Consider the following 20,868-nt stretch of genomic DNA (forward strand, 5'->3'; position numbering starts at 1 on the left):
ACGGGCCGGCGCGCCCACGGCCACCGGCACCACCGGCCACCGGCCGGTCGCGAAGGGGGCGGCCCGCCCGCAGGCAGGCCGCCCCCTGACCGCTACTTGTGCTTGAGCCGCAGCTTCACCGGCACCACGGCCGACTCCAGCTGCGTGCGCAGGGTCATCTTCGAAACGCCCTCGATCCGCTGATCGAAGCGGATCGGGATCTCGACGGCCGCGTGGCCGGCACGTACGGCCTTGAACTTGAGTTCGACCTGGAAGCTGTAGCCCGCGCTGTCCAGGGAGTGCAGGTCGACGTCGCGGAGGGTCTGGGCCGACCAGAGGTTGAAGCCCGCCGTGATGTCGCGGATCTTCGTGCCGAGCACCGTGCGCGCGTACCGGTTGGCGAAGCGGGACAGCAGTACGCGGTGCGCGCCCCAGTCGTCGTCGAGCTGGCCGCCCTCGACGTACCGGCTGCCGATGACCAGGCCGACACCCGAGGCCACGGCGGTGCCGAGCATGCGTGGGACCGCTTCCACGGGGTGGCTGCCGTCGGCGTCCATCTGCACGACGTAGTCGGCGCCCTCGTCGACCGCGGCGCTCATGCCCGCGACGTACGCGCGTCCGAGGCCGTCCTTCTCGGTCCGGTGCAGCACGCTCATCCGGCGCCGCCCGTCCCAGTTGTACTTCTCCGCCAGCTCCTCGGCGATCCGCCCGGTGCCGTCCGGACTGGAGTCGTCCACGATCTTCAAGTGGAGCCCGTCGAGCGGTAGTTGAAGCACCGCCTCGGCCATTCTCGGCAAGTTGGCGGCTTCGTTGTACGTAGGCATCACCACGGTGACAGCCACGCCCGCCCCCACGTCGTACGTCATCTCTTTCCCCTCCCCATTTGATTGCCCCCCACCGGACGCGGGACATCCCGCATCCGGAAATCCAGCTCAGGTATGCACCTTGCGCTTGGCCGCGTCGTCCTTTTCGTCCGACGAGTCATCGACCTTCGCGTCGGGCTTCCTTTCGAGAAGCACCAGCTGGAGGTACTTGAGCTTCCGCGTCTTCACGACCCGGAAGCCTTTCTCGATCGCGGTCGCGCTCTCCTTCGGCATGCCGCTGTACGGCTTCCCGTCGAGCGTCGTCGTCACGACCCAGAGTCGGTCGGCCTTCGCCAGGCACTTCGCGGGCTGCGGGCATTCGAGCGCGCCGAACGAGCCCATGTCCTGCGGAGTGCGGTACATCAGCGTGTCGCGCGGGCGGTCGGCGGCGTCGCGCAGCTCGTAGTCCATGCCCCGGCGTTCGGCCATCACACCGCTGAAGGCGATGCCGTCGCCCTTGCGCTGCTCCGCCTCGATGATCTGCGCGGCCCTGCGGTAGTCCGGCTCGCCCCACGGGTTCTGGCGGGTCTCGCGGATGGCGGGCAGCGACTGGAAGCCGATCCCGGCGACCGTGGCCGCCACGAGGACCCAGCCGAGGCCGCGCCGCGCAGCCGCGCCCGAACCGGCCTTCGCCCCGGCCACCGGACCGGCGAGCCGGCCCACGGCCACGGCCGCGAGGAGCACCCACGCGGGAGCCGTGAACAGCAGATAGCGCGCCAGGAAGAGGTGCAGCTGGTCGGCGGTGACGTACGTCAGCACGGGCGGCAGCACGATCCAGACGGCCAGCGGAAGAGCCCACCGGCCCGCGAAGATCAGCCCGAGCGCGCCCAGTCCCATCACCGGGACGGCCACCTCCCAGGAACCGAAGAGGTCCCTGGGGAACTCGAGGAGGTTCTCGAACGTCGGTTGGTTCCAGGCGATCTGGCCGCTCTGCCCCGAGCCCGAGACGGCCATCGGAAAGACGAAGCACATGCCCAGGGTGACGGCCGCCGCGTAGGCCCAGCTCACGATCTTGTCGCCCGACCGCCGCGCGATCAGGATCATCACCAGGTGCGCGGCGAGCACCGCGAGCGAGGCCAGGTGGCTCCAGCCGATGAACGGCACCGACAGCGTGTAGGCGACCCACACCTTGAACGACGGCTTGTCCAGCGCCCTCGCGAGCAGCAGCGTCGACAACAGCACCGCGGCCACCGCGAAGGAGTACGGCCGGATCTCCTGCCCGTATCGCGTCGTGATCGGCGTGACGGCGAGGGCGAGCCCCGCCAGGATCCCCGCCTGGGTGGTGAACAGCTGCCGCCCGAGCAGGCCGAGCAGACCGGCCGCCGCCGCCATGGCCACCGCGCCCGGTATGCGCATCGCGGTCTCGGAGTCCCCGGCGACGGAGATCCAGAGGTGCATGAACACGTAGTACGGCGTGAACACCACGTCGATGGTGCGGATCAGCAGGCTCAGGTCGTGGAACGACAATTGGGCCGCCCACCAGGTGGCGTGCTCGTCCCGCCACAGCTGCCGGTCGCCGATCCCGCGCAGGATCATCGCGAAGGCGAGCACCGTGGGCAGCAGGAAGGTCACCACGGCGGCGAGCCGCCCGCCCTTCGAGCTGTCGGGCTCTTCTTCCCCGGGCTCGTCCGCCGGCGGCTCCGGGGCGACCGGATCCGGTGCGACGGGCTCCGGTGCGACGGGCTGGGCGGCGTACGTGTCCTGCTGCCGGGGATACGTACCGGGATCCGCGTACTGACCGGCATCGGCGTACTGACCGGGAGCCGCGTACGCGCCCGGGTCGGCATACGTGCCCTGCCCCGGATCGGCGTAGCCGCCCTGCCCGGCGTACGCGCCCTGACCGCTGTAGGCGCCCTGACCCGCGTACGGATCGTGGCCGCCCGGGGCCTCGGGATATCCGCCGCCGTAAGGAGGAGAGGAATTGACGCTCATCGCTTCACCCAAATCCGGAACTCGCCGGGGCCTCTACTGGCGGTGAAGCGCGTCACGGCCGCCAGGCGATAGTGGGAATTGCCGCGCAGCGCGTCCATCACGGCCTGGTCGACCTCGGGCGTGACCGTCCCGCGCAACACGATGATGTCGAACTTCCCGTCCCGGACAGCGGCACGGTAGGCGTCGGGGCCGGAGTACTGCTTGCCCTTCTTGTCCTTGTAGTCCATGCCGAACGTGCTCTGCCACTGCTCGTAGTCGGTCTTGTCCCGCAGGTAGTACGCCGGGACCTCGTGCTCCTCGGCGAGGTAGCTGCCCTTGCGGTCGACCATGGTGCGCAGGATGGCCGTCATCTCCTTGGAGTCCGCGAAGCTGTACGCGTACTGCGACTGCACCATGCCGAACACCAGCGTCAGGACGTAGAGCATGATCCCGAGCTGCGGGTGCCGGAAGTGCGGTCCGACGAGCCGTGACATGCCGAGGCCCGCCATCGGCCCGGCGAAGAGCAGACCGAAGCCCACGTGCTTGAAGAGCGAGATCTCGGTCTGGAGGTTGATCTGGTAGGCCGGGGCGAGCAGCGCGGTTCCGGTCAGCAGGACACCGAGCGAGATGCGCCGCCACCGCCCGGGCCCCTGCCTGTCGAGCCATGGCATCTCACCCATTCCCGGGCGGATGGCGTAGGCGATGGAACCGCCGAGGGCGGCGAGGAACATCAGGCCGCCCCACTCCGCGCTGTGCTGCAGGATCGTTTGCGCGGTGTCGGTGCCCTTGGGGCGGTCGGTGGTGGTCTGGCTGATACCGCCGAGCGACCCGGTGAGGACATAGGCGACGCCCAGCAGGGCGACCATGGCCGCGCCGAGCAGCACACCGCGGGCGAGCGCGAGCACCCCGCGGTACCGGTACGCGGTCAGCACCGCCAGGACCACCAGGGTCGGCAGGTACAGGCCCGACGCGTACTTGGTGCCGAAGGCCAGGAACGCCGGCGGCGCCGCGAGCACGACCGCGAAGACGTTCGCCCGGCCGGTCCGTACGACGATCCACATCGCCAGGGCCAGCAGGAAGATCGCCGCCGCGTCGAAGGTGGCGAAGTTGCCGAGGAACGACGTCGACTGGATGACCGAGAAGAGGGCCGCCGCGCCCAGCGCCGCCCGGACGTTGAACATCCGGCGGGTGGTCGCGTACAGCAGGCTCGTCGCGCCGAGCATGAACAGGAGGCTGACGATGCGCACCCCGGTGAGCCCGGCCACGCTGTCGACCATCGCGGCGAGCACCGGGTACAGCTTCGGGTAGCCCGAGAAGTAGCCCTCGAAGTTTCCTGGCACGGGAGTGCCGTCCAGGATGTTCGCGACCTCGTAGTGGCCCGCGGCGATGTAGAGCGCCTCGTCCTGGAACGCGGTGCCGCGCAGCCGCAGCGAAAGACCCGCCTGGATCACCAGGACGCAGAGCAGCACCCAGCGCCCCAGGAACCGGCTGCGCCCGGTGTCCAGCGACCACGCGGACTCCTGCACCGGCGGCAGCGTGTAGCCCGGCTTCTCCGGCTCCGGCGCCACCGGCTCGGCGACCGGCTCCGGCTCGGTCGCGGTGTACGAGGCGTACGGGTCGTAGGGCGCGTAAGTGTCGTACGCCTGCTGGTCCGTGTACGAGGACGTCCGGTCGCGGACGTCGAAGCGCCAGCTGCCGGTTTCGGTGACATAGCCGCCCTGATAGGCGCCGGCCTGCTCCTGGTACGGAGGGTAGGTCGGCTGCACCCGAGGCCGGGTCTGGGCCTGTTGCGCGTACTGCCGCAGGCTCTGCTGCTGCGCGTACCGCTGCTGGCTCTCGTCATCGTGGCCGTACTGCTGCTGATTGCCCTGGCCGTACTGCTGCTGGTTTCCCTGGCCGTACTGCTGCCGGTTTCCCTGGCCGTACTGCTGGTGCTGCTCGTTCTGCTGCGGGTACCCGTTGCCGTTGCCGTACTGCTGCTGGTTCTGCTGCTGGTTCTGCTGCTGGTTCTGCTGCTGCCCGTACGCGTACTGGTCGCCCAAGTCGGAGTCGTCCGCCCAGGTAGGCGTGCGTCGGTCGGTCATGGTTTCTTCACATCGAATCCGAAGCTGGGGCTCTTGGCCTGCTCCCGGAAGGTCTTCTCGGACAGCGGGCCGCTGTTGATGCGCCAGTCGGTTTCCTTGTCGAAGTTGAACCAGACGAATCCGATGACGTCGTCGCGCTCGGCGGTCCCCTGGAAGAGGCTCTTGATGTCGGCGGGCTTGCGCTCGCCGGCCTGCGCCGCCGTCTCCGCGATGATGAACGGTTTCTTCGTGAAGGTCCGGATCTGGGTCATCGTCGGCCCGTACAGCGTCTGGTACGTGCTGGGACCGGTGGCCGCGTAGTAGCCGATGACGCCGACCCAGTCGACGTAGCCCTCGCCCGGCCAGTACGGCTTGAGCTTCACCTTCGGCATCGGGTGGGTGACGTTCGGGCTCCACACCCAGATGACCTGCGTCGCGCCCTCTTCGTCGAAGATGTCGTGGATGTGCTTGTACGCGGCGGTGAACTCGGCAGCGGTGACCTTCCTGGTGCCCCACGGGTACCAGAAGCCGTTCATCTCGTGCGCCCAGCTGATCGCCACGGGCAGGTTGAGCTCCTTGACGGACTTCGCGTACTCGCGGATGTACTCGTCTTCCTTGCCGCCCGCGATGTCCTTGAGGCTCGTCTCGAAGGGCTCCCAGGCGATGAAGGCCAGCGAGCCGTAGTCCCAGGACTTCTGCACCAGCTTCTGCTCGTACTGGTCACCCCAGGCCGAGTAGAACTCCATCAGGTTGGGCTTCTTGCCGGCCCGCTTCGCGAAGTCCTCGACGGAGTTCATCTTGGCGGGGGCACCGTCGGCTGCCAGTCCCAGGTACTTCTTCTTCGGCTCCAGCAGCGGCCGTACGTCGTACGGCGGCTCCGGCTTCGCGGACTCGGTTGCCTCGCCGGTGCTGTCGGCACTCGGCTCCGCGCCCTGGCCGCGCTCGTACTGGTCGCGGCCCTCCTCGGAGAACGTGCTGCACCCGGCCAGCAGCGCGCCTGCGAGCAGCGCGGCGGTCAGGGCCCGCACGGGACGCAGGGCCCGTACTTGGTGTACGGAGAAACTCATACGGTCGTTTCCTGCACTTCCTGGGCACGCGGCTGTACGAGAACACGGCCGACGACCATCGCGTAGAAGAGGCCGGCGGACAGCATCAGCGCGAAATCCGGCGGATAGAGGGTGAGCATGCGCCAGGCCGCGACGACGATCCAGACCACGGCGGTGCCACCGGTCCAGAAGATCATGCAGTTCCAGTAGCGGCGCATGCCGTTCTTCTTGGCGCCCGCCGAGCCGGTCGGCTTCCAGCCCATCGGGCGGCCCCGCAGCACGTCCCAGACGGCGAAGACGTGCGACCACCCGTACATGATGCGGACGGACCAGGCCTCAAGACGGTACGGCGCCCGATGCCACAGCGGCAGCACCAGCGTGACGTACGCGACGCTGGGCAGCACCCACAGGGCGGCCTCGGCGCGCATCAGGTCGGGGCGCAGGATCATCAGACCGAGCGGGATGATCGGCGCGATGAACGTGGCGAGCGCGGTCTGGAGGTAGTAGAGGAAGCCCGAGATGTAGCAGAGCCGCGTCTTGAACTTGAGGTCCATGTCCCAGAACCGCTTGCTGGTGATCAGCTCCAGCGAACCCATGCACCAGCGGTACTGCTGGTTGTGGAAGGCGCCGGCCGTGTCCGGGCACACACCGGCGGACAGCGCGACGGGCACGTAGCGCAGCTTCCAGCCGAGGGCCCGCAGGTCGAAGCCGGTGTACATGTCCTCGGAGTGCTCGATCAGCGTGATGCCGCCGGTCTGCTCCAGGGCCGCGCGCCGGTAGATCGCGCACGAGCCGACACAGATGGACCCGTCCTTGTCCTCGCGGGAGGTCTGCACGGAGCGGTAGAACTGCTCCTGCACGGCGCCCGCGCCACGCTCGATCCAGTTCTGCCGGTCGACGATGCGGAAGAACTGCGGCGACTGCACGATGGCGACCTTCTCGTCGTCGTCCATGTGCGGCAGCAGCTCGTCGAGCAGGTCGGCGCGCGGCGCGAAGTCGGCGTCCAGGATGAGGATGTGCTCGCCGTCGGTCTTCTCGAAGGCGTGGTTGAGGTTGCCTGCCTTCTTGAACCAGCCGCGGTTGGCCCGCACCACGTAGTTGAACCCGAAGTCGGCCGCCATGGCCCCGACCTCGTCCTCGTCGGCGTCATCGAGGACGTACGTCTTCACGACGCCCTGGTAGCTGCTGGCGAGCCGGTTCACATGGACCCAGGTGTTGTGGAGCACCTCCAGGGGCTCACCGCACACCGGCAGGAAGATGTCCACGCTCGGGTATCTGGCGGGCTGCCACTTGCGTACGAGGCGCTTGTGCCCCTTGATGTCGAAGTCCTTGCTGAGCCCGTCGAGGTACAGCGAGATCAGATAGTCCGCGATGATGAACGCCAGCAGCGGCAGCGTCAGCCAGAACCACGGGCTCGACGCCGTGAACAGAAACTGGCTCATCGCCAGGCACGCGAAGCTGATCAGCGAACCGATCGTCAGCACCCACAGGTGCCGCCGCGTGTACGAGTACTTCTCCACGTCGTCCGGTGGCGTCGGCAGCAGTCCATGACTCTGCGGCGTCCGTTTGCGCTTCCGGTTCTGTGGAACACGAGCAGTCCCCACTGCACTCATGCACAACCCCCCGGGCCGAACCGGCCCGTTACCCCCACCCGAACTCGGCCGACCCCTAATCGAACCCTCGACCGAGCAGCGAAAGCATAACTGAGTTTCTGAGGGTACGTCCGAACGTACGTGTTACGCAGGGGTTTCATCACTTGCAACAGTGGGCACAAGTAACCACTTGTCCACCAGCGCCTGGCGGTCAGCAGCACCCGGCCGCGGGCAGGGACCGCCGGTTCCGCGCCTCCTTGTTCCGCGCCGCCAGCAACTCGTCGGCCGGATATCCGACCTCCTCCAGCGTCAGCCCGTGCGGCCGCACGACATGCACGGCGGAGTCCCGCACACCGGCGGCCAGCACCTTCGCGGGCCAGTCGGCGCCCCGGTGCCCGTCCCCCACGAACAGCAGGGCACCGATCAGCGACCGCACCATGTTGTGGCAGAAGGCATCAGCACGCACGGTGGCGGTGATGACCCCGTCACTCCCCCGCTCGAGACGCAGCTCCTGAAGGGTACGAATCGTCGTCGCCCCCTCCCGTTTCTTGCAGTAGGCGGCGAAGTCATGCTCCCCAAGGAGCCTGCCCGCGGCCTCGTTCATGGCCTCGACGTCGAGCGGCCAGTCGTGCCAGAGAATGTGGCTGCGCAATAGTGGATCAACACCACCGGGGTTGTCGGTGACGCGATAGGCATACCGCCGCCAGACCGCGGAGAACCGCGCGTTGAACCCGCTCGGCGCCTCCCTCAGCGCCCACACCCGCACATCCTTCGGCAACCGGCCGGCAAGCCGCTTGAGCAGCTTCTCCCGGTGCGCGGCCCACAGCTCCACAGGCAGATCGACGTGCGCCACCTGCCCCCGCGCATGCACCCCGGCATCGGTCCGCCCGGCCACCGTCAGCTCGTACGTGACGTCACGCGACCGCGTCACCGTACGCAGCGCGTCCTCGATCTCCCCCTGTACGGTCCTGCGCCCCCCGGCCTGCTTGGCCCAACCGGAGAACTCACTCCCGTCGTACGAAACATCCAGCCGCACCCGTACGAACCCGGGCTCCACCTCGTCACTCACACACAAATCCTCTCAGCGCCGGATCGTCCCGGAGCCTCTCCCAAGACGCGGAAGCGGGCCCGCCCCCGGAGGGACGGACCCGCTCACAGCCAGGCAGAGCCTCAGGCGTCCTTGGACTCGGACTCCTCAGCGGCGGCCTCGTCGGCCGGCTTGGCGTCCTCGACGACCTCTTCGGCCTCGGCCTCGACGGCCTCGTCCTTCTTGAGAACGTCGTCCTTCTTCAGGGCGTCTTCCTTCACGGCACGCTGCGTCGCCGCCTCGGCTTCACCGGTGGCCTGCTGGGCCACGGTCAGCGCCTCCACCAGCTCGATGACAGCCATGGGCGCGTTGTCGCCACGACGGTTACCGATCTTGGTGATACGGGTGTAGCCACCCGGACGGTTCTCGTACCGCGGGCCGATCTCGGTGAAGAGCGTGTGCACGACGCTCTTGTCCGTGATGACCTGGAGCACCTGACGGCGGTTGTGAAGGTCGCCCTTCTTCGCCTTGGTGACCAGACGCTCGGCGTACGGCCGCAGACGGCGGGCCTTCGCCTCGGTCGTGGTGATGCGGCCGTGCTCGAAAAGCGCCTTCGCGAGGTTCGCGAGGAGCATCTTCTCGTGCGCGGCGCTGCCGCCCAGACGGGCACCCTTGGCGGGCTTCGGCATGGTGTTTCTCCTTGGTGTCTGCCCCGGCCGTATCAGGTACCGAGGTCAGTGTCCGAGCGAGCGGTCGCCCGTCGGAGATCCGGGCAGCCCCGAAGGGGCGCCCGGAAGGGGCGCGGGGAACTGCGCGACAAGCCACAGCGCACCCGCACCCAAAAACGGTCCTCGCGGAGCCTTAGTACTGCTCGGTCTCCACGAAACCCGCGTCCGCGTCATCATCGGCGCCAAAGGCGTCAGCCGCGGCCGTGGGGTCGAATCCGGGCGGGCTGTCCTTGAGGGCCAGGCCCATGCCGACCAGCTTCGCCTTGACCTCGTCGATCGACTTCGCACCGAAGTTGCGAATGTCGAGCAGGTCGGCCTCCGAACGCGCCACGAGCTCACCCACGGAGTGGATGCCCTCGCGCTTGAGGCAGTTGTACGAACGGACGGTGAGCTCGAGCTCCTCGATCGGCAGGGCGAGATCAGCGGCGAGGGCGGCGTCCGTCGGGGACGGACCCATGTCGATGCCCTCGGCGTCGATGTTGAGCTCACGCGCCAGACCGAACAGCTCGACCAGGGTCTTGCCGGCCGACGCCATGGCGTCACGCGGACGCATGGCCTGCTTGGTCTCGACGTCGACGATCAGCTTGTCGAAGTCGGTGCGCTGCTCGACACGCGTGGCCTCGACCTTGTACGTGACCTTCAGCACCGGCGAGTAGATCGAGTCGACCGGAATACGCCCGATCTCCTGGCCCACCTGCTTGTTCTGCACGGCGGAGACGTAACCGCGACCGCGCTCGACGGTCAGCTCCATCTCCAGCTTGCCCTTGCCGTTGAGCGTGGCCAGGACGAGGTCGGGGTTGTGCACCTCGACACCGGCCGGGGGCGCGATGTCGGCGGCGGTGACCAGACCCGGACCCTGCTTGCGCAGGTACATCACGACAGGCTCGTCGTGCTCCGAGGAGACGACCAGCTGCTTGATGTTGAGGATCAGGTCGGTGACGTCCTCCTTGACGCCCGGCACGGTGGTGAACTCGTGCAGAACGCCGTCGATACGGATGCTGGTGACAGCAGCACCGGGGATCGACGACAGGAGGGTCCGGCGAAGAGAGTTACCGAGGGTGTAGCCGAAGCCCGGCTCCAGCGGCTCGATCACGAACCGGGAGCGGAATTCGTCGACGACCTCTTCGGTCAATGAGGGACGCTGAGCGATCAGCATGTATGGATCAGATCCTTCACTCGTGGACGCCCGCTATTTGACGCCCGACGGGACCGCGCGTTTCACCGCGCGGATACTGCAAGGGTACGGGCGGCACGGCCGAAGAGCCGTACCGCCCGAATCCTCAAGACAACCGAGCCTCAGACGCGACGGCGCTTGGGCGGACGGCAGCCGTTGTGCGGGGTGGGGGTGACGTCCTGGATGGAGCCCACCTCGAGCCCGGTCGCCTGAAGCGAACGGATGGCGGTCTCGCGACCCGAACCCGGGCCCTTCACGAAGACGTCGACCTTGCGCATGCCGTGCTCCTGCGCGCGGCGGGCGGCCGACTCGGCGGCCATCTGCGCGGCGAAGGGGGTGGACTTGCGCGAGCCCTTGAAGCCGACGTGGCCGGCGGAGGCCCAGGAGATCACGTTGCCCGAGGGGTCCGTGATCGAGACGATGGTGTTGTTGAACGTGCTCTTGATGTGCGCGTGCCCGTGAGCGACGTTCTTCTTTTCCTTGCGGCGCACCTTCTTGGCAGCGCCCTGACGACCCTTGGGGGGCATCTATTACTCCTACGGGAGGTGGTCGGTCCTACAGCGAAGACCGCTTGGGGGGTCCGGGGGCATCCCCCGGACACACAGTGCGTCCGGCTGAGGACTACTTCTTGCCCGGCTTCTTCTTGCCGGCGATGGCGCGACGCGGACCCTTGCGGGTACGAGCGTTCGTGCTGGTGCGCTGACCGTGGACGGGCAGGCCACGGCGGTGGCGCAGACCCTGGTAGCAGCCGATCTCGACCTTGCGGCGGATGTCGGCCTGAACCTCACGGCGGAGGTCACCCTCGGTCTTGAAGTTGTTGTCCACGTACTCGCGGATCTTGACCAGCTCCTCCTCGGAGAGGTCACGAACGCGGGTGTTCGGGTTGACGCCGGTGTCAGCCAGCGTCTTCTGCGAGAGGGTCCGGCCGATGCCGAACACGTAGGTGAGGGCGACCTCCACACGCTTCTCGCGCGGGATGTCAACACCGGAAACGCGTGCCATTCAATGGCTCCAGTTGTCGTTCGGAGGTCTTCCGCAGAGCCGGCTCCCGCCCGCCGTCCTCTTCACGCTGTTCAGAGATACAGCCGAAGATTCGGTACGAACCGGGTCCCCGGCCTCCGACCGGGGGTATCGGACTGAAAACGATCAGATCGCTGATCTGAACACTCAGGTCCGGGCTCTGCGTATGAACATGTACTGCTTGCGTCGCGCGAAGTTCTGCGGGTGCAGAAGGTGCGGTCGTGCGTCAGCCCTGGCGCTGCTTGTGGCGCGGGTTTTCGCAGATGACCATGACCCGGCCGTGACGGCGGATCACCCTGCACTTGTCGCAGATCTTCTTGACGCTCGGCTTGACCTTCATTAGGTGAGGTTCTCCGGGTCAGTGCCACCGCACCAGGCGGAGGCGGGGCGCATCAAAAGATCTACTTGTACCGTTGGAGTTCTCTTCCCGACAGGTCAGGAAGACTCTCTCCTGGATCGCTCCGGGGAGTTTGACAGGACGAGCCTGTCCGACGACGACCCTCCCGGCCGCCGAGGCAAGTACAGGACTCGCCCAAGCTCACTTATACCGGTAGACGATCCGGCCACGTGTCAGGTCGTAAGGAGACAGCTCCACCACGACCCGGTCGTCAGGGAGGATGCGGATGTAGTGCATACGCATCTTGCCGCTGATGTGTGCCAGGACCTGGTGGCCGTTCTGGAGCTCCACCTTGAACATGGCGTTCGGGAGAGACTCGACGACAGTGCCTTCGATCTCGATGGCACCTTGCTTCTTGGCCACGCTTCGCCCTTCGAATCGACTACCTTGATCGACTCCGTCACCCGCATGCAGACATGCGGCTACACGAGAGTCGACGAGTCAGTCTACGTCAGGGCCCTCGGAAACACGAATCGAGGAAGAATGCCCCACCACGGAGATCGTTAACCGATCCCGGCCCGGCGAACGACTACGCAGCCGGATCCGGCGCCACCGTGATGCCGAATTCCGCCAGTTTCGCCTTGCCGCCGTCCGGAGCCGTCAACACCAACGGCCCCTCCTCGGTCAGCGCCACCGAGTGCTCCCAGTGGGACGACCACGTGCCGTCCGTCGTGATGACGGTCCAGTCGTCCGAGAGGACCTCGGTCTTGGGCGTACCCAACGACACCATCGGCTCGATGGCGAGGCAGAAGCCGGGCACCAGCTTCGGCCCCTTGCCCCGCTTCCGCTCCACATAGTTGAGCAGATGCGGATCCATGTGCATCTCGGTGCCGATGCCGTGCCCGCCGTAGTCCTCGACGATTCCGTACTTGCCGCCACCGGGCTTCGGCTGGCGCCTGATGTACGTCTCGATGGCACGCGAGACATCGACAAGCCGGTTGCCGAGCTTCATCGCCGCGATCCCGGCCCACATCGACTCCTCGGTCACCCGAGACAGCTCGATGAGCTCCGGAGCGTGGCCGGAGCCGACAAAGGCCGTGTAGGCCGCGTCCCCGTGCCATCCGTCGACGATCGCGCCGGCATCGATCGAGATGATGTCCCCGTCCTTGAGGACGACCTCGTCACTCGGGATGCCATGCACGACGACCTCGTTCGCCGAGGTGCAGATCGTCGCCGGAAAGCCTCCGTACCCAAGGAAGTTCGACTTGGCCCCGTGCTCGGCCAGCACCTTGCGAGCGACCTCGTCCAGGTCCTTCGTGGTAGCCCCGGGCACCGCCGCTTCCCGCGTCGCCTTGTGGACGGCGGCGACGACAAGGCCCGCCTCACGCATCTTGGCGATCTGCTCGGGGGTCTTGATCTGCACCATGGGGGCCCGCGCTCTCCGTCTTCTCTGCCTACTCGGATATCTACACAACAGTACGGCCGCGGCGCCCCTCAAGGGCCCCGCGGCCGAACCAGCACAACGACTGCCTGCCGCCGTTACTTGCCGCCGTCTTCGTTCTCGTCCTCGTGCTGGAGCGCGTCCATCGCCCGCTTCGTGACGTCGTCCACCTTGCCTAGCGCCGAGATCGTGACGACCAGGCCCTGGGCCTTGTAGTAGTCGATGATCGGCTCGGTCTGCGTGTGGTACACCTCGAGACGCTTGCGAACGGTGCCCTCGGAGTCGTCGTCACGCTGGTACAGCTCATTGCCGCAGACGTCGCAGACGCCTTCCTTCTTCGGCGGGCTGTACGTCACGTGGAAGACGTGCGCCGAGTCGTTGCGGCAGACACGGCGTCCGGCGATGCGCTTGACGACCTCGTCCTCGGGGACCTCCAGGTCCAGCACCGCGTCCAGCCTCATGCTCTCGGACTTCAGCATCTCGTCCAGCGCCTCGGCCTGCGAGACGTTGCGCGGGAAGCCGTCGAGCAGGAAGCCGTTCTCGGCGTCGGGCTTCTCCATGCGGTCCTTGGCCATCCCGATGGTGACCTCGTCCGGCACCAGGTTTCCGGCATCCATGTAGGACCTGGCAAGTTTGCCGAGTTCCGTCTGCTGGCTGATGTTGGCACGGAAGAGGTCGCCCGTGGAGATGTGCGGGATCGACAGGTTCCTGGCAAGGAACGCGGCCTGTGTTCCCTTGCCTGCACCGGGCGGCCCGACGAGGACGATTCGCATCAGCGGAGGAACCCTTCGTAATTGCGCTGCTGGAGCTGGCTCTCGATCTGCTTCACCGTCTCCAGACCGACACCCACGATGATCAGGATGCTGGTGCCACCGAACGGGAAGTTCTGGTTGGCGCCGAAGCCCGCCAACGCCATCGTCGGCACGAGAGCGATCAGACCCAAGTACAGCGAACCCGGCCAGGTGATCCGGTTGAGTACGTATCCCAGATACTCAGCGGTCGGTCGGCCAGCCCGGATGCCCGGGATGAAGCCACCATACTTCTTCATGTTGTCCGCGACTTCCTCGGGGTTGAACGAGATCGCCACGTAGAAGAACGCGAAGAAAACGATCAGGAAGAAGTAGAGGACGATGTGCGGCGTCGCCGCCGTATCCGCGAGGTTCTGCTCGATCCAGGTCTTCCAGCCGGAGGTTCCACCGGCGAACTGCGCGATCAGCGCAGGGATATAGAGCAGCGACGAGGCAAAGATCACAGGGATGATGCCCGCCTGGTTGACCTTCAGCGGAATGTATGTCGACGTGCCGCCGTAGGACCGGCGGCCGATCATCCGCTTCGCGTACTGGACCGGAATGCGGCGCTGAGCCTGCTCGACGAAGACCACCAGGCCGACCATGAACAGGCCGACCGCGATCACGGTGCCGAACTCGATCCAGCCGTCCGCGAGGTCGCCCTGCGTCTTGATGGACCACAGCGCGGACGGGAACGTGGCGGCGATCGAGATGAACATCAGGATCGACATGCCGTTACCGATACCGCGGTCGGTGATGAGCTCGCCGAGCCACATGACGGTGGCCGTACCCGCGGTCATGGTGATGACCATGGTGACGGTGACGAAGATCGACTGGTCGGGAACGATCTGGTTGGCGACCTGGCAGTTCTGGAACAGCGCACCACTACGGGCGGTGGCCACCAGACCGGTGCCCTGCAGGATGGCCAACGCCACCGTCAGATAACGGGTGTACTGCGTGATCTTCGCCGTACCCGCCTGGCCCTCCTTCTTGAGGGCTTCCAGTCGCGGGATCACCACGGTCAGCAGCTGCAGAATGATGCTCGCGGTGATGTAGGGCATGATGCCGAGCGCGAAGATCGTGATCTGCAGCAGAGCGCCACCGCTGAACATGTTGACCAGGCCGAACAGGCCCGTGTTCTCGCTCGCCTCGTCGATACAGGTCTGGACGTTCTTGTAGTCGACACCGGGGATCGGGATATGCGTACCCACCCGATAGACCACGATGATGCCGAGCGTGAAGAGCAGCTTCTTGCGCAGGTCGGGCGTCTTGAACGCCCGGGCGAACGCGGTGAGCACGGTGCCTCCTGCGACCCCCGCGCAACTGCGTCAGAGGTGACGGTCTTGAGGTTCGACGGATAAGTAACGGACAGCTAACTAACAGTCAAGAGCCGCCCGGAGTTCCCTGATGTCACACCGGACGAAAATGAGCAGTGCAGGCCACCTTACCGGCGACACCGCTTCCCTAGGAACGACCGACCGGGGATGCCCCTTTTGTGGGGCACCCCCGGTCGGGATCGCTCAAGTCATCGAGACGCCTACTGCATTCAGACGAGCTCGGTGACGGTACCGCCGGCGGCGGTGATCTTCTCCTTGGCGGAGCCGGAGACGGCGTCGACCGTCACCTGCAGCGCCACGGAGATCTCGCCCTGGCCGAGGACCTTGACGAGGCTGTTCTTGCGAACGGCACCCTTGGCGACGAGCCCCTCGACGGTGACCTCGCCACCCTCCGGGTACAGCGCGCCCAGCTTGTCGAGGTTCACGACCTGGTACTCGGTCTTGAACGGGTTCTTGAAGCCCTTCAGCTTCGGGAGACGCATGTGGAGGGGCATCTGGCCACCCTCGAAGCGCTCCGGAACCTGGTAACGAGCCTTCGTGCCCTTGGTACCACGACCGGCCGTCTTACCCTTCGACGCCTCACCACGACCAACACGGGTCTTGGCGGTCTTGGCGCCCGGGGCGGGACGGAGGTTGTGGATCTTGAGCGGGTTGTTCTCCGCCATGATCAGTCGACCTCCTCAACCGTCACGAGGTGGCGGACGGTGTGCACCATTCCGCGGAACTCGGGGCGGTCATCCTTGACGACCACGTCGTTCAGGCGCTTGAGCCCGAGCGAACGCAGGGTGTCGCGGTGGTTCTGCTTGCTGCCGATGTACGACTTCGTCTGCGTGATCTTGAGGCGAGCCATTACGCACCCGCTCCCGCACGCGCACGCAGCAGAGCCGCGGGGGCGACGTCCTCGAGGGGAAGACCACGGCGGGCCGCGATCTCCTCGGGACGCTGCAGACCCTTGAGGGCCGCCACGGTCGCGTGCACGATGTTGATCGCGTTGGACGAGCCGAGCGACTTCGACAGGATGTCGTGAACGCCGGCGCACTCGAGCACAGCACGCACCGGGCCACCGGCGATAACGCCGGTACCGGGGGAAGCAGGCTTGAGCAGGACGACGCCCGCGGCCTTCTCGCCCGTGATCGGGTGCGGGATGGTGCCCTGGATGCGGGGGACCTTGAAGAAGTGCTTCTTGGCCTCCTCAACACCCTTGGCGATGGCGGCCGGCACCTCCTTGGCCTTGCCGTAACCGACACCCACGGTGCCGTCACCATCGCCCACCACGACCAGCGCGGTGAAGCTGAAGCGACGACCACCCTTCACAACCTTGGCGACGCGGTTGATCGCGACAACGCGCTCAACGTACGCGGTCTTCTCGGCGGCAGCAGCGCCGCCGTCACGGCCCTTCCGGTCCCGCCGCTCGCCGCCACCGGCACCGCTTCCGCGGCGCTGGGGTCCAGCCATTGGAATTACCTCTCTCTGTTTCCGCTAGCTACGCAGCAGCGAATAGTCGCTGCCGCGACGGGCAGGCCTCAGAACTTGAGTCCGGCCTCGCGGGCGGCGTCCGCCAGGGCGGCGATGCGCCCGGCGTACTGGTTGCCACCACGGTCGAATACGACAGCCTCGACACCGGCGGCCTTGGCGCGCTCGGCGACAAGTGCGCCGACCTTGCCGGCCTGGGCGGACTTCTCGCCCTCGCCGCGGATCGATGCGTCCAGGGTCGACGCCGACGCCAGGGTGTGACCCTTGATGTCGTCGATGACCTGGGCCACGATGTGGCGGTTCGAGCGCGTCACGACCAGGCGGGGACGCTCAGCCGTACCGTTGACCTTCTTACGGATCCGGATGTGGCGCCGCTTGATGGCAGCACGCTTGTAAGCGTCGCCCTTAGCGATCTTCGTACCGTATGCCATGGCTTACTTACCCGCCTTTCCGACCTTGCGGCGGATGACTTCGCCCTCGTACTTGACACCCTTGGCCTTGTACGGGTCGGGCTTGCGCAGCTTGCGGATGTTGGCCGCAACCTCGCCGACCTTCTGCTTGTCGATTCCCTCGACAGAGAAGTGCGTCGGGTTCTCGACCTTGAACGAGATGCCCTCGGGCGCCTCGACCGTGATCGAGTGGCTGTAGCCGAGCGAGAACTCCAGGTTGGAACCCTTTGCCAGGACTCGGTAACCGACACCGCTGATTTCGAGCTTCTTCACGTAACCCGTGGTCACGCCGGTGATCATGTTCGCCACCAGCGTGCGGGACAGGCCGTGCAGGGCCTTGTTCTGACGCTCGTCGTTCGGGCGGGTGACATTGAGAATGCCGTCCTCGCCCTTAGCGATCTCGATCGGTGCCGCAATGGTGTGGGAGAGGGAGCCCTTGGGGCCCTTCACCTGGACCGTACGGCCGTCGATGGTGACGTCCACGCCGGCGGGAACCGTGATGGGGAGCTTGCCAATACGCGACATAGCTGTTTCCTCCGTTCCCTTCCGCTACCAGACGTAGGCGAGAACTTCTCCGCCTACGCCCTTCTTGCCGGCCTGCTTGTCGGTGAGGAGCCCGTGGGACGTGGAGATGATCGCCACGCCGAGGCCACCCAGCACCTTGGGCAGGTTGGTGGACTTCGCGTACACCCGGAGACCGGGCTTGGAGATCCGCTTGATGCCCGCGATGGAGCGCTCACGGTTCGGGCCGAACTTCAGCTCGAGGACGAGGTTCTTGCCGACCTCGGCGTCCTCGGTCTTCCAGCCCGTGATGAAGCCCTCCTGCTGGAGGATCTCCGCGATGTGCGACTTGATCTTGCTGTGCGGCATAGCCACGGAGTCGTGGTACGCCGAGTTCGCGTTACGCAGACGCGTAAGCATGTCCGCGATCGGATCAGTCATGGTCATGAATTGGCCTTCGGCCTCTCTCGCCGGGGTTTCCTGTATGCGCCATCCCTCTCCCCACTCAGTGGCGGGACGGGTGCGGTGCGGGGACCTACGGCGTAGTAAGTCGTACGGGCGTCAAGCGCCCAACCGTCCCAGCCTAAGCCATGGATGGGTGGGCACCTGACCGAACCCTTTACTTACCGAGAGCCTCTGGAATCCCGAAGTACGGGACTACCAGGAGCTCTTGGTCACGCCCGGCAGCTCGCCACGGTGAGCCATCTCACGAAGGCACACGCGGCAGAGGCCGAACTTGCGGTACACGGAGTGCGGGCGGCCGCAGCGCTGGCAACGGGTGTAGCCACGCACACCGAACTTGGGCTTACGAGCAGCCTTGGCAATCAGAGCCTTCTTCGCCATCTCGCTTATGCCTCCTTGAAGGGGAAGCCGAGGTGACGAAGGAGCGCGCGGCCCTCAGCGTCGTTGGTCGCCGTGGTGACCACGGTGATGTCCATACCCCGGACGCGGTCGATCTTGTCCTGGTCGATCTCGTGGAACATGACCTGCTCCGTGAGACCGAAGGTGTAGTTGCCACGGCCGTCGAACTGCTTGGGGGACAGACCACGGAAGTCGCGAATGCGCGGCAGCGCGAGCGACAGGGTGCGGTCCAGGAACTCCCACATGCGGTCGCCACGGAGCGTGACGTGGGCACCGATCGGCTGACCCTCGCGCAGCTTGAACTGCGCGATGGACTTGCGGGCCTTGGTGATGGCCGGCTTCTGACCGGTGATGGTGGTCAGGTCACGGACGGCACCGTCCATGAGCTTCGAGTCACGGGCGGCGTCGCCGACACCCATGTTGACCACGATCTTGACCAGGCCGGGGGTCTGCATGACGTTCTCGTACGAGAACTCTTCCTGCAGCTTGGCCGCGATCTCCTCGCGGTACTTCGTCTTGAGACGCGGAATCGTGGTGGTAGCCATCAGATGTCCTCACCCGTCCGCTTGGCAACGCGAACCTTGTTGCCCTCGTCGTCGAAGCGGTAACCGACGCGCGTGACGACCTTGTTGCCGTCCTTCTCCACGACCAGCTGGACGTTGGAGACGTGGATCGGGGCCTCGGTCGTGACGATGCCACCGGCCTGCGAACCGCGAGCGGTCGGGCCTGCCTTCGTGTGCTTCTTGACCCGGTTGACACCCTCGACCAGGACGCGCTCGTCGCGCGGGTAAGCGGCAATGACCTTGCCCTGCTTGCCCTTGTCCTTACCGGTGATGACCTGGACCAGGTCGCCCTTCTTGATCTTCATGCTTACAGCACCTCCGGCGCGAGCGAGATGATCTTCATGAACTTCTTCTCGCGCAGCTCACGACCCACCGGGCCGAAGATACGGGTGCCGCGAGGGTCGCCGTCGTTCTTGAGAATGACGGCGGCGTTCTCGTCGAAGCGGATGTACGAGCCGTCCGGACGGCGGCGCTCCTTGACGGTGCGAACGATGACCGCCTTGATGACGTCACCCTTCTTCACGTTGCCACCGGGGATCGCGTCCTTGACGGTGGCGACGATGACGTCACCGATGCCCGCGTAGCGGCGACCGGAGCCACCGAGCACACGGATGCAAAGGATCTCCTTCGCACCAGTGTTGTCGGCGACACGCAGTCGCGACTCCTGCTGGATCACGTCTATCTCCTGATTGTCTGCCGGTTCCCGGGGCGGGGCCGACCTTTACGGCGGCCCCGCCCCGAGCCTGGCGGAACTGTCCTGCGGGCTAGTCCCCGCAGGAATTACTTGGCCTTCTCGAGGATCTCGACGATGCGCCAGCGCTTCGTCGCGGACAGCGGCCGGGTCTCCATGAGGAGGACACGGTCGCCGACGCCCGCGGCGTTCTGCTCGTCGTGGGCCTTGAGCTTGTTCGTACGGCGGATGACCTTGCCGTACAGCGCGTGCTTGACGCGGTCCTCGACGGCGACGACGACGGTCTTGTCCATCTTGTCGCTGACGACCAGACCCTCGCGGGTCTTGCGGAAGCCGCGCTCGGCCTTCGTCTCTTCAGTCACGTTGTTCTCGCTCATCAGGCGCTCTCCACCGTCTCGATGCCCAGCTCGCGCTCACGCATCAGGGTGTAGATCCGCGCGATGTCCTTTCGGACGGCCTTCAGCCGACCGTGGTTCTCGAGCTGGCCCGTCGCCGCCTGGAAGCGGAGATTGAACAGCTCTTCCTTGGCTTCGCGGAGCTTCGCGAGAAGCTCCTCGTCACCCAGCTCGCGCAGCTCTGACGCCTTGGTACCGGCCGACATCACGCTTCACCTGCCTCGCGCTTGACGATCCGGCACTTCATCGGCAGCTTGTGCGCCGCACGAGTGAGGGCCTCACGCGCAGTCTTCTCGTTCGGGTAGGACAGCTCGAACATCACCCGGCCCGGGTGCACGTTCGCGACCCACCACTCGGGGGAACCCTTACCGGAACCCATGCGGGTCTCGGCGGGCTTCTTGGTCAGCGGGCGGTCCGGGTAGATGTTGATCCAGACCTTGCCGCCACGCTTGATGTGGCGGGTCATCGCGATACGAGCCGCCTCGATCTGGCGGTTCGTCACGTACGCCGGCGTGAGGGCCTGAATGCCGTACTCGCCGAACGCGACCGTCGTACCACCCTTGGCCTGACCACGGCGCTTGGGGTGGTGCTGCTTGCGGTGCTTGACCCTACGAGGGATCAGCATGTCG

General features: G+C 66.3%; 28 protein-coding genes. All 28 read right to left on the reverse strand.

Annotated features, from left to right (window positions below; all coding sequences use genetic code 11):
- Positions 1-92: 92 nt before the first annotated feature.
- Positions 93-845, reverse strand: a complete 753-nt coding sequence (locus tag ACTWQR_RS21275; RefSeq protein WP_443228713.1) for a polyprenol monophosphomannose synthase — start codon at positions 843-845, stop codon at positions 93-95.
- 66 nt (positions 846-911) lie between these two features.
- The gene (locus ACTWQR_RS21280; RefSeq protein ID WP_443228714.1) at positions 912-2,774 is read right to left on the reverse strand and encodes a glycosyltransferase family 39 protein; all 1,863 of its coding nucleotides are present in this window, start codon (positions 2,772-2,774) and stop codon (positions 912-914) included.
- The gene (locus ACTWQR_RS21285; protein ID WP_443228715.1) at positions 2,771-4,837 is read right to left on the reverse strand and encodes an ArnT family glycosyltransferase; all 2,067 of its coding nucleotides are present in this window, start codon (positions 4,835-4,837) and stop codon (positions 2,771-2,773) included. The genes ACTWQR_RS21280 and ACTWQR_RS21285 overlap by 4 nt, the downstream gene beginning before the upstream one ends.
- Positions 4,834-5,883 (reverse strand): glycoside hydrolase family 26 protein, encoded by a 1,050-nt coding sequence (locus ACTWQR_RS21290; RefSeq protein ID WP_443228716.1) that lies wholly within the window; start codon positions 5,881-5,883, stop codon positions 4,834-4,836. Before ACTWQR_RS21290 ends, ACTWQR_RS21285 begins: the two co-directional genes overlap by 4 nt.
- Positions 5,880-7,475, reverse strand: coding sequence for a glycosyltransferase family 2 protein (locus ACTWQR_RS21295; RefSeq protein WP_443228717.1), 1,596 nt, complete (start codon positions 7,473-7,475; stop codon positions 5,880-5,882). The genes ACTWQR_RS21290 and ACTWQR_RS21295 overlap by 4 nt, the downstream gene beginning before the upstream one ends.
- A 190-nt stretch (positions 7,476-7,665) precedes the next feature.
- The gene (gene truA, locus ACTWQR_RS21300; RefSeq protein WP_443228718.1) at positions 7,666-8,523 is read right to left on the reverse strand and encodes a tRNA pseudouridine(38-40) synthase TruA; all 858 of its coding nucleotides are present in this window, start codon (positions 8,521-8,523) and stop codon (positions 7,666-7,668) included.
- A 101-nt stretch (positions 8,524-8,624) separates the two neighbouring features.
- A complete protein-coding gene (gene rplQ / locus ACTWQR_RS21305; RefSeq protein WP_443228719.1) occupies positions 8,625-9,170 on the reverse strand; it encodes a 50S ribosomal protein L17 in 546 nt (181 codons plus the stop codon).
- A 172-nt stretch (positions 9,171-9,342) separates the two neighbouring features.
- Positions 9,343-10,365 (reverse strand): DNA-directed RNA polymerase subunit alpha, encoded by a 1,023-nt coding sequence (locus ACTWQR_RS21310; RefSeq protein ID WP_306939468.1) that lies wholly within the window; start codon positions 10,363-10,365, stop codon positions 9,343-9,345.
- Positions 10,366-10,505: 140 nt separating this feature from the next.
- Positions 10,506-10,910, reverse strand: coding sequence for a 30S ribosomal protein S11 (gene rpsK / locus ACTWQR_RS21315; RefSeq protein WP_003956432.1), 405 nt, complete (start codon positions 10,908-10,910; stop codon positions 10,506-10,508).
- 94 nt (positions 10,911-11,004) lie between these two features.
- Positions 11,005-11,385, reverse strand: a complete 381-nt coding sequence (gene rpsM / locus ACTWQR_RS21320) for a 30S ribosomal protein S13 (RefSeq protein WP_363103796.1) — start codon at positions 11,383-11,385, stop codon at positions 11,005-11,007.
- Between the two features lie 244 nt (positions 11,386-11,629).
- Positions 11,630-11,743 carry a 50S ribosomal protein L36 gene (gene rpmJ, locus ACTWQR_RS21325; protein ID WP_003998809.1) on the reverse strand — a complete coding sequence of 38 codons (114 nt, stop codon included), beginning with the start codon at positions 11,741-11,743 and terminating at the stop codon, positions 11,630-11,632.
- A gap of 198 nt (positions 11,744-11,941) precedes the next feature.
- A complete protein-coding gene (infA, locus tag ACTWQR_RS21330) occupies positions 11,942-12,163 on the reverse strand; it encodes a translation initiation factor IF-1 (RefSeq protein WP_003948620.1) in 222 nt (73 codons plus the stop codon).
- A 166-nt stretch (positions 12,164-12,329) separates the two neighbouring features.
- On the reverse strand, positions 12,330-13,166 hold the full coding sequence (map, locus tag ACTWQR_RS21335; RefSeq protein WP_443228720.1) for a type I methionyl aminopeptidase: 837 nt from the start codon (positions 13,164-13,166) through the stop codon (positions 12,330-12,332).
- A gap of 113 nt (positions 13,167-13,279) precedes the next feature.
- Entirely contained in the window at positions 13,280-13,954 is a 675-nt protein-coding gene (locus ACTWQR_RS21340) for an adenylate kinase (protein WP_443228721.1), read from the reverse strand.
- Positions 13,954-15,267, reverse strand: a complete 1,314-nt coding sequence (gene secY, locus ACTWQR_RS21345) for a preprotein translocase subunit SecY (protein ID WP_443228722.1) — start codon at positions 15,265-15,267, stop codon at positions 13,954-13,956. The genes ACTWQR_RS21340 and secY overlap by 1 nt, the downstream gene beginning before the upstream one ends.
- A 248-nt stretch (positions 15,268-15,515) precedes the next feature.
- A complete protein-coding gene (gene rplO, locus ACTWQR_RS21350; RefSeq protein WP_030671797.1) occupies positions 15,516-15,971 on the reverse strand; it encodes a 50S ribosomal protein L15 in 456 nt (151 codons plus the stop codon).
- Between the two features lie 2 nt (positions 15,972-15,973).
- Positions 15,974-16,156 carry a 50S ribosomal protein L30 gene (gene rpmD, locus ACTWQR_RS21355; RefSeq protein ID WP_385309879.1) on the reverse strand — a complete coding sequence of 61 codons (183 nt, stop codon included), beginning with the start codon at positions 16,154-16,156 and terminating at the stop codon, positions 15,974-15,976.
- Positions 16,156-16,761 (reverse strand): 30S ribosomal protein S5, encoded by a 606-nt coding sequence (gene rpsE / locus ACTWQR_RS21360; RefSeq protein WP_006376045.1) that lies wholly within the window; start codon positions 16,759-16,761, stop codon positions 16,156-16,158. Before rpsE ends, rpmD begins: the two co-directional genes overlap by 1 nt.
- Positions 16,762-16,829: 68 nt before the next feature.
- Positions 16,830-17,210, reverse strand: a complete 381-nt coding sequence (gene rplR / locus ACTWQR_RS21365; RefSeq protein ID WP_055614918.1) for a 50S ribosomal protein L18 — start codon at positions 17,208-17,210, stop codon at positions 16,830-16,832.
- A gap of 3 nt (positions 17,211-17,213) precedes the next feature.
- The gene (rplF, locus tag ACTWQR_RS21370) at positions 17,214-17,753 is read right to left on the reverse strand and encodes a 50S ribosomal protein L6 (RefSeq protein ID WP_443228723.1); all 540 of its coding nucleotides are present in this window, start codon (positions 17,751-17,753) and stop codon (positions 17,214-17,216) included.
- Between the two features lie 24 nt (positions 17,754-17,777).
- Complete coding sequence (rpsH, locus tag ACTWQR_RS21375) at positions 17,778-18,176, reverse strand: 30S ribosomal protein S8 (RefSeq protein WP_030831671.1); 399 nt, start codon at positions 18,174-18,176, stop codon at positions 17,778-17,780.
- A 210-nt stretch (positions 18,177-18,386) separates the two neighbouring features.
- Positions 18,387-18,572 (reverse strand): type Z 30S ribosomal protein S14, encoded by a 186-nt coding sequence (locus ACTWQR_RS21380; RefSeq protein WP_003948630.1) that lies wholly within the window; start codon positions 18,570-18,572, stop codon positions 18,387-18,389.
- Between the two features lie 5 nt (positions 18,573-18,577).
- Positions 18,578-19,135 (reverse strand): 50S ribosomal protein L5, encoded by a 558-nt coding sequence (gene rplE, locus ACTWQR_RS21385; RefSeq protein WP_363103804.1) that lies wholly within the window; start codon positions 19,133-19,135, stop codon positions 18,578-18,580.
- Positions 19,135-19,458 carry a 50S ribosomal protein L24 gene (gene rplX / locus ACTWQR_RS21390; protein WP_266501032.1) on the reverse strand — a complete coding sequence of 108 codons (324 nt, stop codon included), beginning with the start codon at positions 19,456-19,458 and terminating at the stop codon, positions 19,135-19,137. Before rplX ends, rplE begins: the two co-directional genes overlap by 1 nt.
- A 2-nt stretch (positions 19,459-19,460) precedes the next feature.
- A complete protein-coding gene (rplN, locus tag ACTWQR_RS21395; protein WP_003992364.1) occupies positions 19,461-19,829 on the reverse strand; it encodes a 50S ribosomal protein L14 in 369 nt (122 codons plus the stop codon).
- A gap of 104 nt (positions 19,830-19,933) precedes the next feature.
- Positions 19,934-20,221, reverse strand: a complete 288-nt coding sequence (gene rpsQ / locus ACTWQR_RS21400) for a 30S ribosomal protein S17 (RefSeq protein WP_443228724.1) — start codon at positions 20,219-20,221, stop codon at positions 19,934-19,936.
- Positions 20,221-20,445, reverse strand: a complete 225-nt coding sequence (gene rpmC, locus ACTWQR_RS21405) for a 50S ribosomal protein L29 (protein ID WP_003998824.1) — start codon at positions 20,443-20,445, stop codon at positions 20,221-20,223. Before rpmC ends, rpsQ begins: the two co-directional genes overlap by 1 nt.
- Positions 20,445-20,864: a 50S ribosomal protein L16 gene (gene rplP / locus ACTWQR_RS21410; RefSeq protein ID WP_151482631.1), complete on the reverse strand. Its 420-nt coding sequence runs from the start codon at positions 20,862-20,864 to the stop codon at positions 20,445-20,447. Before rplP ends, rpmC begins: the two co-directional genes overlap by 1 nt.
- Between the last annotated feature and the right edge of the window lie 4 nt (positions 20,865-20,868).

It is taken from the genome of Streptomyces sp. 2A115 (assembly GCF_052245575.1).
Taxonomy (GTDB): domain Bacteria; phylum Actinomycetota; class Actinomycetes; order Streptomycetales; family Streptomycetaceae; genus Streptomyces.

Coding starts and splice junctions, on each gene's coding strand:
- rpsE (WP_006376045.1), bottom strand. CDS start 16,761: ATGGCTGGACCCCAGCGCCGCGGAAGCGGTGCCGGTGGCGGCGAGCGG.
- ACTWQR_RS21290 (WP_443228716.1), bottom strand. CDS start 5,883: ATGAGTTTCTCCGTACACCAAGTACGGGCCCTGCGTCCCGTGCGGGCC.
- rplF (WP_443228723.1), bottom strand. CDS start 17,753: ATGTCGCGTATTGGCAAGCTCCCCATCACGGTTCCCGCCGGCGTGGAC.
- rpsH (WP_030831671.1), bottom strand. CDS start 18,176: ATGACCATGACTGATCCGATCGCGGACATGCTTACGCGTCTGCGTAAC.
- rplP (WP_151482631.1), bottom strand. CDS start 20,864: ATGCTGATCCCTCGTAGGGTCAAGCACCGCAAGCAGCACCACCCCAAG.
- rpmC (WP_003998824.1), bottom strand. CDS start 20,445: ATGTCGGCCGGTACCAAGGCGTCAGAGCTGCGCGAGCTGGGTGACGAG.
- ACTWQR_RS21380 (WP_003948630.1), bottom strand. CDS start 18,572: ATGGCGAAGAAGGCTCTGATTGCCAAGGCTGCTCGTAAGCCCAAGTTC.
- rplQ (WP_443228719.1), bottom strand. CDS start 9,170: ATGCCGAAGCCCGCCAAGGGTGCCCGTCTGGGCGGCAGCGCCGCGCAC.
- map (WP_443228720.1), bottom strand. CDS start 13,166: ATGGTGCAGATCAAGACCCCCGAGCAGATCGCCAAGATGCGTGAGGCG.
- ACTWQR_RS21275 (WP_443228713.1), bottom strand. CDS start 845: ATGACGTACGACGTGGGGGCGGGCGTGGCTGTCACCGTGGTGATGCCT.
- ACTWQR_RS21280 (WP_443228714.1), bottom strand. CDS start 2,774: ATGAGCGTCAATTCCTCTCCTCCTTACGGCGGCGGATATCCCGAGGCC.
- rpsK (WP_003956432.1), bottom strand. CDS start 10,910: ATGCCCCCCAAGGGTCGTCAGGGCGCTGCCAAGAAGGTGCGCCGCAAG.
- rplX (WP_266501032.1), bottom strand. CDS start 19,458: ATGAAGATCAAGAAGGGCGACCTGGTCCAGGTCATCACCGGTAAGGAC.
- rplO (WP_030671797.1), bottom strand. CDS start 15,971: ATGGCGGAGAACAACCCGCTCAAGATCCACAACCTCCGTCCCGCCCCG.
- rpsM (WP_363103796.1), bottom strand. CDS start 11,385: ATGGCACGCGTTTCCGGTGTTGACATCCCGCGCGAGAAGCGTGTGGAG.
- ACTWQR_RS21285 (WP_443228715.1), bottom strand. CDS start 4,837: ATGACCGACCGACGCACGCCTACCTGGGCGGACGACTCCGACTTGGGC.
- rpmJ (WP_003998809.1), bottom strand. CDS start 11,743: ATGAAGGTCAAGCCGAGCGTCAAGAAGATCTGCGACAAGTGCAGGGTG.
- ACTWQR_RS21340 (WP_443228721.1), bottom strand. CDS start 13,954: ATGCGAATCGTCCTCGTCGGGCCGCCCGGTGCAGGCAAGGGAACACAG.
- ACTWQR_RS21310 (WP_306939468.1), bottom strand. CDS start 10,365: ATGCTGATCGCTCAGCGTCCCTCATTGACCGAAGAGGTCGTCGACGAA.
- rplE (WP_363103804.1), bottom strand. CDS start 19,135: ATGGCTACCACCACGATTCCGCGTCTCAAGACGAAGTACCGCGAGGAG.
- ACTWQR_RS21295 (WP_443228717.1), bottom strand. CDS start 7,475: ATGAGTGCAGTGGGGACTGCTCGTGTTCCACAGAACCGGAAGCGCAAA.
- rpsQ (WP_443228724.1), bottom strand. CDS start 20,221: ATGAGCGAGAACAACGTGACTGAAGAGACGAAGGCCGAGCGCGGCTTC.
- rplR (WP_055614918.1), bottom strand. CDS start 17,210: ATGGCATACGGTACGAAGATCGCTAAGGGCGACGCTTACAAGCGTGCT.
- rpmD (WP_385309879.1), bottom strand. CDS start 16,156: ATGGCTCGCCTCAAGATCACGCAGACGAAGTCGTACATCGGCAGCAAG.